Source organism: Flavivirga spongiicola, from assembly GCF_030540825.1.
GTDB classification, from domain to species: Bacteria; Bacteroidota; Bacteroidia; order Flavobacteriales; family Flavobacteriaceae; genus Flavivirga; species Flavivirga spongiicola.
Genome location: NZ_JAUOEO010000001.1, coordinates 3239114 through 3254624, shown reverse-complemented (window position 1 = coordinate 3254624; position 15511 = coordinate 3239114). Strand labels below are relative to the sequence as shown.

The 15511-nt window shown below is 34.2% G+C and carries 12 protein-coding genes and 1 tRNA gene; all 13 read right to left on the bottom strand.

From position 1 onward, the window contains the following. Positions 1 to 22 precede the first annotated feature (22 nt). The 13 genes from Q4Q47_RS13060 to Q4Q47_RS13000 all read right to left on the bottom strand — a co-directional run bounded on the left by Q4Q47_RS13060 (position 23) and on the right by Q4Q47_RS13000 (position 15487). Positions 23 to 96, bottom strand: a tRNA-Arg gene (locus tag Q4Q47_RS13060). Positions 97 to 155: 59 nt separating this feature from the next. Then, positions 156 to 605: a GatB/YqeY domain-containing protein gene (locus Q4Q47_RS13055; protein ID WP_303307093.1), complete on the bottom strand. Its 450-nt coding sequence runs from the start codon at positions 603 to 605 to the stop codon at positions 156 to 158. Between the two features lie 358 nt (positions 606 to 963). Next, on the bottom strand, positions 964 to 2958 hold the full coding sequence (ftsZ, locus tag Q4Q47_RS13050; protein ID WP_303307092.1) for a cell division protein FtsZ: 1995 nt from the start codon (positions 2956 to 2958) through the stop codon (positions 964 to 966). 114 nt (positions 2959 to 3072) lie between these two features. Further along, on the bottom strand, positions 3073 to 4383 hold the full coding sequence (gene ftsA, locus Q4Q47_RS13045; RefSeq protein WP_303307091.1) for a cell division protein FtsA: 1311 nt from the start codon (positions 4381 to 4383) through the stop codon (positions 3073 to 3075). A gap of 3 nt (positions 4384 to 4386) precedes the next feature. Next, complete coding sequence (locus Q4Q47_RS13040; RefSeq protein ID WP_331497726.1) at positions 4387 to 5079, bottom strand: cell division protein FtsQ/DivIB; 693 nt, start codon at positions 5077 to 5079, stop codon at positions 4387 to 4389. A gap of 16 nt (positions 5080 to 5095) precedes the next feature. Further along, entirely contained in the window at positions 5096 to 6448 is a 1353-nt protein-coding gene (gene murC / locus Q4Q47_RS13035; protein ID WP_303307089.1) for a UDP-N-acetylmuramate--L-alanine ligase, read from the bottom strand. Between the two features lie 56 nt (positions 6449 to 6504). Next, complete coding sequence (gene murG, locus Q4Q47_RS13030) at positions 6505 to 7611, bottom strand: undecaprenyldiphospho-muramoylpentapeptide beta-N-acetylglucosaminyltransferase (RefSeq protein WP_303308473.1); 1107 nt, start codon at positions 7609 to 7611, stop codon at positions 6505 to 6507. A gap of 22 nt (positions 7612 to 7633) precedes the next feature. Next, complete coding sequence (locus Q4Q47_RS13025) at positions 7634 to 7987, bottom strand: four helix bundle protein (RefSeq protein ID WP_303307088.1); 354 nt, start codon at positions 7985 to 7987, stop codon at positions 7634 to 7636. 36 nt (positions 7988 to 8023) lie between these two features. Beyond that, positions 8024 to 9217, bottom strand: coding sequence for an FtsW/RodA/SpoVE family cell cycle protein (locus Q4Q47_RS13020; protein ID WP_303307087.1), 1194 nt, complete (start codon positions 9215 to 9217; stop codon positions 8024 to 8026). 99 nt (positions 9218 to 9316) lie between these two features. After that, positions 9317 to 10648, bottom strand: a complete 1332-nt coding sequence (gene murD / locus Q4Q47_RS13015) for a UDP-N-acetylmuramoyl-L-alanine--D-glutamate ligase (RefSeq protein ID WP_303307086.1) — start codon at positions 10646 to 10648, stop codon at positions 9317 to 9319. Positions 10649 to 10783: 135 nt separating this feature from the next. Beyond that, positions 10784 to 12025, bottom strand: coding sequence for a phospho-N-acetylmuramoyl-pentapeptide-transferase (mraY, locus tag Q4Q47_RS13010; RefSeq protein ID WP_303307085.1), 1242 nt, complete (start codon positions 12023 to 12025; stop codon positions 10784 to 10786). Positions 12026 to 12068: 43 nt separating this feature from the next. After that, positions 12069 to 13532: a UDP-N-acetylmuramoyl-L-alanyl-D-glutamate--2,6-diaminopimelate ligase gene (locus Q4Q47_RS13005; protein ID WP_303307084.1), complete on the bottom strand. Its 1464-nt coding sequence runs from the start codon at positions 13530 to 13532 to the stop codon at positions 12069 to 12071. Next, positions 13529 to 15487, bottom strand: a complete 1959-nt coding sequence (locus Q4Q47_RS13000) for a penicillin-binding transpeptidase domain-containing protein (RefSeq protein WP_303308472.1) — start codon at positions 15485 to 15487, stop codon at positions 13529 to 13531. Before Q4Q47_RS13000 ends, Q4Q47_RS13005 begins: the two co-directional genes overlap by 4 nt. Positions 15488 to 15511: the final 24 nt, after the last annotated feature.

Here is a 15511-nt window from a genome sequence, read left to right as displayed (position 1 = left end):
ACTAAAAAACATTTAGTTTCAGTGACCGCGAAGGGATTCGAACCCCCAACCCTCAGAGCCGAAATCTGATATTCTATCCAGTTGAACTACGCAGCCATTACATTCCCGTCTTTCGACTTCGCTCAAGATAAACTCTAGCAGGAATCTTATAATTGTTAACTTAATTTTTGTCGTACAATATTAGAAATTGTTTTACCGTCCGCTTGTCCAGCTAATTCTTTACTAACCATACCCATGACCTTACCCATATCTTTCATGCCTTCTGCTCCAATTCGATCAATAGTCATAACAACTACTTTCTCAATTTCTTCATCTGTTAAAGCTTCTGGTAAAAATTGTGCAATAACCTCTGCTTCTGCTAATTCTGGAGCGGCTAAATCTTCGCGTCCTTGTTCTATATAAATAGCAGCGCTATCTCTTCGCTGTTTTACTTGTTTTTGAAGTATTTTAAGCTCTTGTTCTTCCGTTAAATCTTCCTTTGCACCGCTTTCAGTTTGTGCTAACAAAATTGCAGATTTCACGGCACGTAAAGCCGTTAAAGCTGTTTGATCTTTAGCTTTCATGGCTTCTTTTAAAGCTGACATGACATCTTGTTGTAAACTCATTATAATTCTATTTAAGTGCGAAGATATAAAAAAGTTGGAAGGAGGAAGTGGGAAGTACGAAGAAAAAAAAGATTCTCTCCTTCGAGGGAATGACAAACTTTCAATTGATTAAAAAACCCGAAAAGCTGAGGGAAACTTTTCGGGTTCATAACAAAGTAAGGCCAGTGTACTGTTTATACCAATTTGATTATAAAATGTGGTATTAAAGACAATGTTATTTTAAAATCTAAAAACGCTGTGATTAGATTGCATAGCATTACTACGGAATTTATGAACAAGGCATTTAGGTTTTAAAAGCCTGTGCTCAACTTGATTGGGTAAACGAGACGACATGCGACATTTTATACTCAAATTGATATTAATCTACGTTATCGTGTAAAAACGAATTATTGCTTCTTAATTGTATATCATCATTATCATCTGTCCCAATACTGGTTCTAGACATATCTGTTTCTGAAGAATGCTTAGCTTCATCTAAGTTAACACCTTGACGTTTATATGCAGGCACCTTTTCTATATCATCGATTTTTGCATTGTTGAATTTATAATTAAAGTCCTTCATTTTGAGTCTGCGTTCTTCTGCGCGCTCCTTAAGCAGCTCAGAAATAGGGCTATTCATAGGGTCTATTTCTTCAGTAGCTTCTTCCTTTAAAGTAGACTCCTCATGCGTGATCTTTTTTTCAAACACCATATCGTTATCCACTTCTTCCACAACTTCATTAGATGCAGGTTGCTTTTTATTCATTGAAGACTCAAGCTCAACATAATCATCCAGCGCATAACGAATATCTCCATCTTCATTAGTTTCTGTAACCGGAATAAGTTCTACATAATCATTTACTGGTATTTTTTTTATGTCATCATCCATTAACTGATGAGAAATAACGTCTTCATCTTCTTCAGTTTCTTCATTATTTGACGAAAGTGGCAAATCAAAGGTCAAAGTAATTTGTTGCTCTTCTTCAATATAATCTGAAATAATTTCTACATCAGTAATATCTTCAACATCATCAGACATCCTTGTAACTGGCTTAATAATAAAATCTTCATCTTCTTCAATATTAGCCGCAACCTCATCATATACTACATTGATATTTTTAATAATTTCTGATGTTGGTATTAAATCTATATTTTCAGTTGGCTCAACTGGTTTTTGTTTATTAATTGAACGTTTTTCAAAATTAATATTTTCCTCTTCTTCAGTTTCTAAATCTAAAGTATGACGAACAATTGGCACTTCCTTCTTCTCTTCCAGTTCGATTACCGGAGCAATAATTACGGGTTCTTTTTCTTTTGGATTTAAATCTTGATCTTCGCTAAGCGAGTGCACTACTTTTTTAGTTTCGGTATTAGAAATTTCGTCTTGTTGTTCAAGATTAAAACCAGTAGCAATAATAGTTACTGCTATTGATTCTTCTAACGCTTCATCTTCTCCAACACCCATAATAATATTTGCACCATGACCGGCTTCAGTTTGAATATGATCATTGATTTCCCCTATTTCATCGATAGTAATTTCGTGAGAGCCCGAAACGATCAATAACAATACATTTTTGGCACCTGTAATTTTATTATCGTTTAGTAATGGAGAATCTAAAGCTTTTCGAATAGCATCTTGAGCACGATTTTGACCTGAAGCCAAAGCAGATCCCATAATAGCAGTTCCACTATTACTCAATACTGTTTTAGCATCACGTAAATCAATATTTTGTGTGTAGTGGTGTGTAATAACTTCAGCTATACCACGAGCAGCGGTTGATAACACTTCATCTGCTTTAGAGAATCCTGCTTTAAAACCAAGATTTCCATAAACCTCACGAAGTTTATTGTTATTTATTACAATTAAAGAATCTACAACATCTCTTAACTTTTCAATCCCCTTTTGAGATTGTTCAATACGCATTCTCCCTTCAAATTGAAATGGCATAGTGACTATACCTACTGTTAAAATGTCTAATTCTTTAGCCATTTTAGCAATAATGGGAGCAGCTCCTGTTCCTGTACCACCACCCATGCCAGCAGTTATAAACACCATTTTAGTATTGGAATCCAACATTTGAGAAATATCATCAAAACTCTCAACGGCCGATTGTTCTCCTATATCTGGATTTGCCCCTGCACCTAATCCTTCTGTTAGGTTGAGTCCTAATTGGATTTTGTTTGGGACACCACTATTTTGAAGTGCTTGTGCATCGGTATTACAGATGTAAAAATCAACACCTTTAATACCTTGTTGGAACATGTGATTAATGGCGTTGCTGCCTCCTCCTCCAACACCAATAACTTTAATAACATTTGACTGATTTTTAGGCAAATCAAATGCAATGCTTTCGAATTCTTCTTTGCTGCTCATAAATTCTATTTATTGAGGGTTTTATACTTTATTTTTTAATTCAATGGATTATATCGTCTCTGTGCCATCTGGCAACTTCACTAAAATTATCTATTGACAATTTTATTATGCTTCTTACTCCGCGTTATCTAAAAAATCTTTAACACGTTCGGTTAACTTATCTAAAAAGGAACGACGTTCCTTTACTGGTTGCTCTTTAGTTTCTTCAATTGGGTTTTCTTCTTCATTTTCAAGATCCACCTCATTTTGTTCTAACTTCTTTCTTTCTTGACGTTTTAAACCATCTAAAACCAGTCCTACTGCTGTTGCATACAACGGACTTGTAATATCATCATCACTATCTCCCGCTAAATGTTCATTGGGATACCCTATTCTAGTATCCATTCCTGTTATATACTCTACTAATTGTTTTAAATGTTTTAACTGACTACCACCGCCCGTTAAGACGATACCTGCAATTAACTTTTTCTTTTGTTCTTCGTGCCCGTAATTTTTAATTTCAACATATACTTGTTCTACAATTTCGACAACACGTGCATGAATTATTTTTGAGAGATTCTTTAATGTAATTTCTTTGGGCTCTCTACCTCTTAAACCTGGTATAGATACTATTTCATTATCCTTATTTTCTCCTGGCCACGCAGAACCAAATTTTATCTTTAATAATTCAGCTTGCTTTTCAATAATAGAGCAACCTTCTTTTATATCTTCCGTAATCACATTACCTCCAAAAGGAATCACTGCAGTATGACGAATGATACCATCTCTAAAAATGGCTAGATCTGTTGTTCCTCCCCCAATATCAATAAGGGCGACACCAGCTTCTTTTTCTTCTTGACTTAAAACTGCATTTGCAGAAGCTAATGGCTCCAATGTGATACCTTCTAAATTTAAACCAGCACTTTGCACACAACGTCCAATATTTCTAATAGAAGATACCTGACCAACAACTACATGAAAATTAGCCTCTAAACGGCCTCCATACATCCCTATGGGCTCCTTAATTTCAGCTTGACCATCTACTTTATATTCTTGAGGCAATACATGAATAATTTCTTCTCCGGGAAGCATGACCAGCTTATGCACTTGGTTTATTAATCTGTCAATATCTTCTTCGTCTATAACATGCTCTGAATTGGGTCTTGTTATATAATCACTGTGTTGTAAACTTCTAATATGTTGTCCGGCAATCCCAACAGTAACACCACCAATTTTCATTTCAGCAGAAACTTCTGCTTCTTGAACAGCTTGCTGTATAGATTGAATTGTTTGCGTAATATTATTTACGACACCACGGTGCACACCTAAACTTTTAGATTTACCTATTCCTAAAATTTCTACTTTTCCATATTCATTTTTACGACCAATCATGGCCACAATCTTTGTGGTTCCTATGTCTAATCCTACTGCTAAATTATGCTCCATGGCTTATATTTTGGTACATATTACTTGATTGTCAAACTGCAAATTGATTTTACTATAATTATTAAGTGTTTTCTCTTTTAGTTTTTTTTGATAGAATGCTTTTAAATTATTAATCTTCTTATCTAAAAAATCCACATCGCCTAATTGTACCGTAAAGTTGCATTGTCTTAATTTTAAATAAATAGCTTTATCAATACTTTGATGAATCTCAATAACATTCTTTTTTAAGAATTCATCATGAGTAATTTTACTTGCAATTTTATAAATACTCCTTAAATTATTTTTTTCTACATAACCAGTAACTAGTGGCACCCTCGCCGAATAATTGGTAGACAATGGCATGTAGGAACCTTCGTCATCAATATAATAAGACGCATTTGTACTCACTCGTGCTATAGGTGTTTTTTGTTCTATTTCAGCATTAAGTGTCCCGTTTACAGCAACATACACTTCTGCCGCTTTTATCATTGGATTAGATTTTAGGGCATTCTCTAGCTCATTCAAATCTAAAGTTTCTTTGGGTACATTTTTAACGCCACCATATTTTTGTATTAACAATTTACTAACAGTCTCATTTGTAACAAAAAGGTTATTTTCCCCAATAAACTGTACTTGAGGGACTGATATCTTTCTAACCCCATTTCTTTGTGATGCAAAAGCGAATAAAAATCCTACTAACACCAATAAAACAAACATTCTTATGTAATTCCAATTAACCCGCAATGCTGAATTCTTTTTTAATACGTTTTACTTGTTCTCCTATGTCACCTGCGCCAATTGTTAATACAATTTGCGCATGACTATTATGTATAGCTGATAACAACTCCTCTTTGTTTATCAACTGTTTATTTTCATTATTTATTTTATTTAATAGCCAAGCTGAAGTCACCCCTTCAATAGGCAACTCTCTGGCTGGGTAAATATCTAACAATATCAATTCATCAAACTGTGATAAACTTTTAGCAAAATCATCTATAAAATCACGTGTTCTGCTATACAAATGCGGTTGAAAAATGGCCAATACTTTTTTATCAGGATACATTTCCCTAACAGCTTGATGAACCGCATTAATTTCTTCTGGATGATGTGCATAGTCATCAATAAAAACCAGATTATCCGTTTTTATATGATATGTAAACCTCCGTTTAACACCTTTATAACTCACTAAAGCTTTAGTAAGTTGCTGATAAGAGCAACCATATTCTATAGCCATCGCCAAAGCTATTAGTGCATTCAACAGATTGTGCCTACCCGGTAAGTTAAACTGTAAACCTTTAAGTACTGTTTTTGGGGTTTTTACATCAAAAACATAAGTACCGTTTTCTATTTTTATATTATGAATGGCGTAATCTGAATCATCTTCTATACCATAAGTAATACCTTGTAACGGTAATCCATTTCTAACAAATAATTTTCCGTTAGATTTTAGCCTTTTTGAAAAATCTTCAAATGATTTTTTTAACTCCGAAGGGGTGCCATAAATGTCTAAATGGTCTGCATCCATTGATGTGACACATGCCATATCTGGAGACAACGTCAAAAAAGAACGATCAAACTCATCTGCTTCGACCACCGAAACTTCGGTTCCATTTAGTATTAAATTAGAATTATAATTTTCACTGATGCCTCCTAGAAAAGCTGTTAAAGGCACATGACATTCGTTCATCAAATGCCCTAAAATACTTGTTGTAGTCGTTTTTCCGTGAGTACCCGCAACTGCTAAACAAAAAGTGTGTTCTGTTATCAATCCTAAAGCTTGAGAGCGCTTTAAAACCTGATATGCGTTGGTATTAAAATACGTTAATTCTAAATGACCCTTAGGAATTGCTGGCGTATATACAACTAAAGTTTTTTCAATATTCAAAAAAGGTGCAGGAATATTATCGACTGAATCTTCAAAATGAACGGCAATACCCAGAGCCACTAAACCATCTGTTATTTCAGTTTGAGTTTTATCATACCCTGCAACACTTTTATTATTAGCATGAAAATAACGAGCTAAAGCACTCATCCCGATACCTCCAATACCAATAAAATAAATATTATGTATGTTATTTAAATTCATTTTATTATTCCTGTCTTTCGTCTTCGCTCTAGATAAACTACGACAGGGATCTATTTTTATTTATTACTCTTCAGAAGTTTTTCTACTTCATCTACTATTTGATTCGTAGCATTTACCAATGCCATTTTCTTAATGTTGGTTCCCAGTTCTTTTTGCTTTTCAGGCGATGCCATAAGTTGCGAGAACTTGTTTTCAAAATCCACATCTAAATCCGCTTCTTTAATTATCATAGCCGAATCATTATTCACAATCGCCATCGCATTTTTTGTTTGGTGATCTTCAGCTACGTTTGGAGACGGAATGAAAATCACCGGCTTGCCTACAACACATAACTCAGAAACCGAGCTTGCTCCTGCTCTGGATATTACAATATCCGCCGCCGCGTAAGCAAAATCCATATTATTTAGAAACTCATAAACCTGTACATTATTTGTGTTACTATAAATTTTGTACTGCTGGTAATATAGCTTTCCACATTGCCATATAATTTGAACGTTTTGCGTGTCCAAAAAATCCAATTTATTCTCGATCAACTCATTTACTCTTCTAGCTCCTAAACTACCTCCCAAAACCAAAAGTGTATACTTTCCATGCTTTAGATTAAAGAACTCTTTAGCTTCTACTGTTTTACTATCTATATCTAATAAATCCTGACGTACCGGGTTTCCTGTTTTAATAATTTTTTCATTTGGAAAGAAACGCTCTAAACCATCATAGGCCACACATATTTTTTGTGTTTTTTTAGACAACAACTTATTAGTAATTCCAGGATACGAGTTCTGTTCTTGTATCAAACTTGGAATTTTATTTAATGCTGCCATATATAATAATGGCCCACTAGCAAAACCTCCTGTTCCAATTGCAACATCTGGTCTAAACGATTTTACTATTTTTCGTGCATTCCAAAGACTACTCAATAACTTAAAAGGAAACACCAGATTTTTTAAACTTAGCTTACGCTGAATTCCAGAAATCCAAAGTCCCTTAATATCGTATCCCGACTGTGGTACTTTTTCCATTTCCATTCTGTCTTTCGCTCCCACAAATAGAAAATCGGCATCTGGAAAACGAGACTTCAGCTCATTTGCAATGGCAATGGCAGGATAAATATGTCCTCCTGTGCCGCCTCCTGATAATATGATCTTATATTTTTGATTCACGATTTATGATTTACGACTTACCTATTTACGATTTACGATTACGCATAGTTTTAATAGATGCTACTATGATTGACAACAATTCATTGCCTTCTGCATGCAACCTTTTTATTTCAGAATGTTCTTTATCAGCTACTTCTAACAATAACTCTAAGAAATACATACTTTCATCGGCTTCTTCTTCTACAATCTTTAATTTATTTATAAAATCTGCATCTGATTTTGCTCTACATGCTGCTCTATAATTCGCTCCAACTGAACTTAAACACCTAATTAATTGATTACAAAATGCATTATACTCTCTTGAAACTGGAAATTTCGTGCATAAACTCCAACAATCCGCTGCATATTTTCTAGTTCTATTTTTTAATATTTGTTTCATTTCACAAATCGTAATTCAAAAATCGTATATCTAAAATCAGATAGTTTCCGATAAAATTTCTAACGGATTATCTTCTTTAAATTCTTGTTCTTTAATTTCCTCTCTTTTGGCACTCACGCTTAGAATAATGCCTACAGCCAAACAAGTCATCCATATTGAGGTTCCTCCACTACTCACTAATGGCAATGTTTGACCCGTTACTGGAAATAATTCTACAGCCACAGCCATATTAATCAATGCTTGAAATACTATTGGCAAGCCAACACCAAGCACTAAAAGTTTACCAAATATGGTATCAGATTTTTGAGATACAATAACAATTCTAAACAACAACCACATATAAAGAATCATGATTACAAAACCCCCTATTAAACCATACTCTTCTATAATAATCGCAAAAATAAAATCCGATGATGACTGCGGCAAGGCATGTTTTTGAATACTTTTACCCGGACCAACACCAAAAATCCTACCAGATGCTATCGCTACTTTTGCTTTTTCTATTTGATAATCGGCTTCAGTATCCTCACTATTTGAATAGTTTTTAATTCTATTTTCCCAAGTAGTCACTTTAACATGCAATGGCCCTGTCGTTAATTTAGCAAACATGACAAAAAACACTAATGCTACCAAACCCGAACCTAGTATAACTCCTAAATAACGAACGGGATACCCTCCTAAAAAAACCAAAAACAGAACCATTAAAAACATAATAGCTGCTGTCGAAAAGTTTGACGGTAAGATTAGAGCCAACACAAAGAAAACAGGCACCCAAAGCGGTAAGATAGATTTCTTTAATGTGACATTAATATCTTTAATTTTTGACATATATCGAGCCACATAAACCATAAGCACCACTGAGGCAAAAGTTGATGTTTGAAAAGACATACCAACAATAGGTATTTTAATCCATCTGCTAGCACTGGCACCTCCCATGACCGTTCCTTGCAACATAGTAATAACCAACAACACTAAAACTATTGGAATCATCACTAAAGACAAACCTTTAAAATATCTATATGGAATTTTATGAACACCATACATGATAGCAAATCCTAAAAACAAATGCATAAAATGCTTTACAAATGAGATAAATGTATTTCCATTATACTTATCGTATGCTAAATCACTAGCAGCACTATAAACAGGCAAAAATGAGGCTATAGCCAACAACGTCACTATTGCCCAAATTAACCGATCTCCTTTTATGTTTTTAAATATTGTTTGCATCCCATCTGTCCTTTCGGACATCTTCCCAAAGGGAAGAAATTGTTATTTAATTAATATTCATATTATTTATAGGTTTCTGCTTTCGCAGATATGAAATGATTATAAATTTCTTACTGCGTTTTTAAATTGACGTCCTCTATCTTCATAATTTTGAAACAAATCAAAACTTGCACATGCCGGCGACAATAAAACACTATCTCCTGCTTCAGTCATTTTATAAGCTATCTTTACAGCTTCACTCATAAATTGTGTTTCAACTATAACATCAACCATACCTCCAAACGTTTTCATCAGTTTTTCGTTATCGACACCCAAACAAATAATAGCTTTTACTTTTTCGTTTACAAAAGAGAATAGTTCTTCATAGTTATTCCCTTTATCTTCTCCTCCAACAATCCAAACAGTAGGCGTATCCATACTTTCTAGAGCATAATATGTAGCATTCACATTAGTCGCTTTAGAATCGTTTATATATTGAACTTTATTAATCTTTAAAACCTGTTCTAAACGATGTTCAACACCTTGAAAATTCTCTAAACTCTCTCTTATAGTTTGTTTTCTAATCTTTAGCAAATGGGAGACTGTTGACGCAGCCATCGCATTTTTTATATTGTGTTTCCCTTCTAATGTTAAGCTTTTTGTTGGCATAATTATTTGGTTGTTGTTTATTGTTATTTTAATATTATTATCATCTAAATACGCGCCATTTTCAATTCTTTTTGTTAATGAAAATGGCAGTAATGTAGATTGAACTGGATTATTTTTTAGATGACTTGTAATAACGTCATCATCGGCATCGTAAATCAAATAATCATCTTTTGTTTGATTTACAGCTATTCTGAATTTTGAAGCGATATACTTTTCAAATTGATAATCATATCTATTCAAATGATCAGGCGTAATATTTGTAATTACTGCTATATGTGGCTTAAAATCGACGATATCATCTAATTGAAAACTGCTAATTTCTAACACGTAATTTTCAAAACCTTCTTCCAAAACCTGTTTAGCAAAACTATCTCCGATATTGCCCGCTAAGCCCACATTTAATTCTTGTTTTAAAATATGATGCGCCAAAGAGGCTGTCGTTGTTTTACCATTGCTTCCAGTAATTCCTACAATAGTGGCATTAGTAAACTTTGATGCAAACTCAATTTCGGACACTACTAATATTCCTTTTTCACGAATCTGTTTTACCAAAGGCACTTTATCAGGAATCCCAGGACTCTTCATGATCATATCTGCATTCAGAATTTTCTCTTCAGAATGTTTTTCATCTTCCCATTCAATCTCATTATGTATAAGAACTTGTTTATATTTTTCTTTAATGGCTCCTTTATCAGAAACAAAAACATGATATCCTTTTTCTTTTCCCAAAAGCGCTGTACCTACACCGCTCTCTCCACCTCCTAATATGACTAAACGCCCCACCCTAAATCCTTCCCCAAAGAGTAAGGACTTACCTCTCTGCTTTTATTAATTGTTTTTATATAAATCTCTTTTTTCACTTCCTTTAACTCTATTTCTCTTTTTTCACGATAATGAGATTCCTGCCTCCGTAGGAATTTATCTAATTTTCAATGTTACAATTGAAACAATAGCTAACAGGATACCCACAATCCAAAATCGGGTTACAATTTTACTTTCGTGATATCCTATTTTTTGATAGTGGTGGTGTAACGGTGACATTTTAAAAATGCGACGCCCTACTCCATATTTCTTCTTGGTATATTTAAACCAACTCACTTGCATAATTACCGATACGTTTTCCGCTAAAAAAATGCCGCATAGCAATGGAATTAACCATTCTTTACGAACCGCAATGGCTATAACTGCGATAATACCTCCAATCGTTAAACTTCCTGTATCACCCATAAAAACCTGAGCCGGAAATGTGTTATACCATAAAAACCCTATTAACGCCCCAACAAAAGCTGCGATATAAATAGTAATTTCTTCTACTCTTGGGATATACATGATGTTGAGATAATCTGAAAAAATGATATTACCAGAAACCCATGCAAATATTCCTAAAGTGAGTACTATTATTGCAGATGTACCTGCTGCTAATCCATCAATACCATCCGTAAGGTTTGCACCATTAGAAACCGCAGTTATTATTAAAATTGATAATAGAATAAATATGATCCAAGCATATTTTTCTAAGTCTGGGCTTATCCATGTAACTAGACCAGCATAATCAAACTCATTTCCTTTCACAAAAGGAATCGTTGTTTTAGTTGACTTTACTTCTTCTTTAAAAAGTTTTGATGGTGCTATATCTGCATCTGCTGTCAACATTTCTTGTTGGACTTCAATGGGGAGTTTTTCCTTTATAGTAACATCTGAATGAAAAAACAAAGTAGCACCGACAATAATACCTAACCCCACCTGTCCAAGAATTTTAAAGCGCCCTTTTAGCCCTTCTTTATCATTTTTAAACTTTTTAATATAATCATCAATAAAACCGATAACACCCATCCAAAGTGTCGTTACTATTAGCAAAATGATATAAATATTCTCTAGTTTAGACAATAACAACACAGGAATTAATGTTGCTAGAATAATAATAATACCACCCATGGTTGGTGTTCCCGCTTTTTCTTGCTGCCCTTCTAACCCTAAATCTCTAATAGTTTCACCTACCTGTTGCTTTTGCAAAAAACGTATAATTCGTTTTCCATATATTGTTGAAATAAGCAACGACAAAATCATTGCCAAAGCAGCTCTGAAGGTTAAAAAACCAAAAAGTGATGCTCCAGGAAATTGAAACTGTTTTTCTAAATAATCAAATAGATAGTATAACATCTTTATTTATATTGAGATTCTTCGACTGCGCTCAGAATGACATTTATTTTTGTATTTGCTTTAAAAATTCCTTTACTATTTTATAATCATCAAAATCAAAGCGTTTGCCTTTAATTTCTTGGTATGTTTCATGACCTTTTCCCGCTATTAAAATAATATCATTAGGTCGGGCTAACTGACAAGCTGTTTTTATAGCTTGCTTTCTATCGACAATTGTTAGTGTTTTTTTATAGTTCAGGGGTTCCACGCCTTTTTCAATATCGTTAAGAATATCTTCCGGGACTTCACTACGTGGATTATCGCTTGTAAAAATGACTTTAGTGCTTAAAGCTGAAGCTATATTCCCCATTTTTGGACGCTTGGTTTTATCTCTATCACCTCCGCAACCTACGACTGTTATTAATTCTTCATTTTTAGTTCGAATACTATTAATAGTTTCCAATACATTCTTTAAAGCGTCAGGGGTATGTGCATAATCTATAATAGCAGTAATTTTTTCATCAGAAATTAAATACTGAAATCGCCCGCTTACATTATCCAATTCACTTACCAAGCGTAATACCTCAACTTTTTCCAGACCTAATAATTCCGCAGTAGCGTAAATAGCCAGAACGTTGTATGCATTAAAATCACCAATAAGCCGCGTCCAAACCTCACTATCGTTTACCTTAAGCAATAAACCACTAAATTGGTTTTCTAAAATTTGAGCTTTATAATCCGCATACCCTTTTAAAGCGTAAGTAAACTTTCGAGCCTTCGTATTTTGCAACATAACAAGCCCATTTTTATCATCTACATTCACCAATGCAAAAGCTTTCTCTGAAAGCCCGTCAAAAAACACCTTCTTAACATCTCTATATTCAGCAAACGTATTATGGTAATCTAAGTGATCGTGAGATAAATTGGTAAAGATGCCTCCTTCAAAATGCAAGCCTTCCGTTCTACATTGGTGAATCCCATGAGAGCTTACCTCCATAAAACAAAATTCAACCCCCACATCATTCATGGCCTTTAAATACCTATTTATAGTTAATGAATCTGGTGTGGTATGTGTTGCTTCATACTCCGTATTATCAACCATTATTTTAACAGTTGACAGCAACCCAACTTTATAACCTGCTTTTTTAAATAACTGATATAACAAACTTGCCACTGTAGTTTTCCCATTGGTCCCTGTAACACCAACAAGTTTTAAATTTTCAGATGGTGCCCCATAATAATTAGCTCCTATAATAGCTAAAGCTCTGCTAGAATTATCAACCTCTACATAAGTAATACCATCAATTAAATTTTCCGGTAATACTTCACATACTACCCCAAGAGCTCCATTCTTTATAGCGACATCAATAAAATGATGCCCATCAGCAATATGTCCCCGAATAGCAACAAACAAATGGCCGTCACTAATTTTTCGAGAATCAAAATCAACAGCATTGATACCAATACCAGTGCTACCCACCACAGCATTAATAGTTACCCTATACAATATGTCTTTTAATACCATCATGAGGCTTTTAAAACTACTGTTTGATTATTTTTTAATTTCTTATTTTTATTAACAGATTGCTCTTTTATAACACCATTTCCATTAAGCTTCACCTTTATTTCCACGTCCATATTCTCTAGAAGTGCCAAAGCATCCATTGCCGGTAAACCAATGACATTTGGCATGATTGTTTTATAAGTTCTTGCCGTTTGATAAAAGGACTCATACTCTTTATCTACAGAAACTACTTTAACATCTAATGCCCCTACTTCATCTATCATTGGTGTATCTGTATATATCTTTTGTGCTACTCTTTTAAATACAGGCCCCGAGACATCAGCTCCATAAAAACCGACCTCTGTACTTGGTTTATGAATAACCACAATGCATGAATATTTAGGGTTTTCTACTGGAAAATATCCTGAAAAAGAAGATATATATCTTTTATCCTCCTCCCAATCTTTCATCCAATATTCGGTTCTTGCTGTCCCTGTTTTTCCTGCCATTGAGAAATTTTTAGAATATAATTTCTCTCCCGTTCCTCGAACTACAATATTTTTTAGAACTTCACGTACCTTATTTAAAGTTTCATCTGAACAAATCCTCTTCTTAATCACTTCTTTATCGAAAGTCTCAATTTCTTTATCAAATTCTTTTACAGCTTTTAAAAACCTTGGTTTGATAAGCTCTCCATCATTAGCAATAGCGTTGTAAAAAGCCAAAGTTTGTAGCGGTGTTAATTCTAAATTGTAACCATATGCCATTGAAGGAAGTGCATTTCTACTCCATTTTTTATCACCTGGCTCGGGAATATCCGGTTGTCCTTCACCTATAATTGAAACACCTAAAGGCTTATTCAACTTCCATTCTTTAAGCTTGTTTATAAATTTTTTAGGATTATCAGAATAATGCTTATCTATCATAGTAGCCAAACCGATATTTGAGGAAACCTCTAACGCACGAGCTGCCGAAATTTTCCCATATCCCCCATAATGAGAATCATGTATATATCTACCATAAAACCGTTTTCTGCCTTTTTGGGTATCAACAATTGTAGAAGTATCAATAACGGCATCCTCTAAAGCTGCCATAAATGCCATCACCTTAAATGTAGAACCTGGCTCATGGCTCTCTCCTACAGCATAATTTAGTTTTTCGTAATACTTTCCCTTACTAGTTCTACCCAAATTTGAAATAGCTCTAATCTCCCCAGTTTTTACTTCCATAACGACCACGCAACCGTGTTCAGCCTTATATAGCTCCAACTGTTTTAAAAGTGCATGATGTGCAATATCCTGAATATTAACATCGATAGTGGTATACACATCATAACCGTCTTTTGGCTCTACCTGATTATGATCGGTCATTGGCTTCCACTTACCATTACCTATTTTCTGTTTTTTTCTTAACCCGTCAGTTCCTCTTAAGTATTTTAACCCGAAAGCACCATCAATACCCGGTCTTGTTACATTGCCTTCATCATCAAAATGCTCATACCCTATCGTACGTCTTGCAATACTCCCCATAGGAAACTCACGTTTCGTTTTTTGCTCAACAATTAATCCACCAGAAATAGCACCTCGCTTTAAAAGTGGGAAATTCCTAAACCGGACATAGTCTGTGTAATTAATATTTTTTACTAACAAGTAATATTGATTCTTATTTACTCTTGCTTTCCTTATTTCCTTCTCATAGTAGCTTGAAGATTTTCCCAAATAACCAGAAAGGGAATCACACAATGGCTTTATAAATTCCTCAAAGGTTTTATTCTGAGATGTTACAGCATCTATAGCAATATTGTATTTCGGAATGGATGTTGCCAGCAAACTACCATCATTAGCATATACATTACCTCTGTTTGCAGGTATTGTAATATCCTGAATATCTCTTTTATCAACTAGAGCACGATACTTATCTCCTTGCAAAAACTGAATGCTTAACAATTTAAACATCACAGCTAGCCCGAAGACGAACATACATCCTGCTATAAAATACAATCG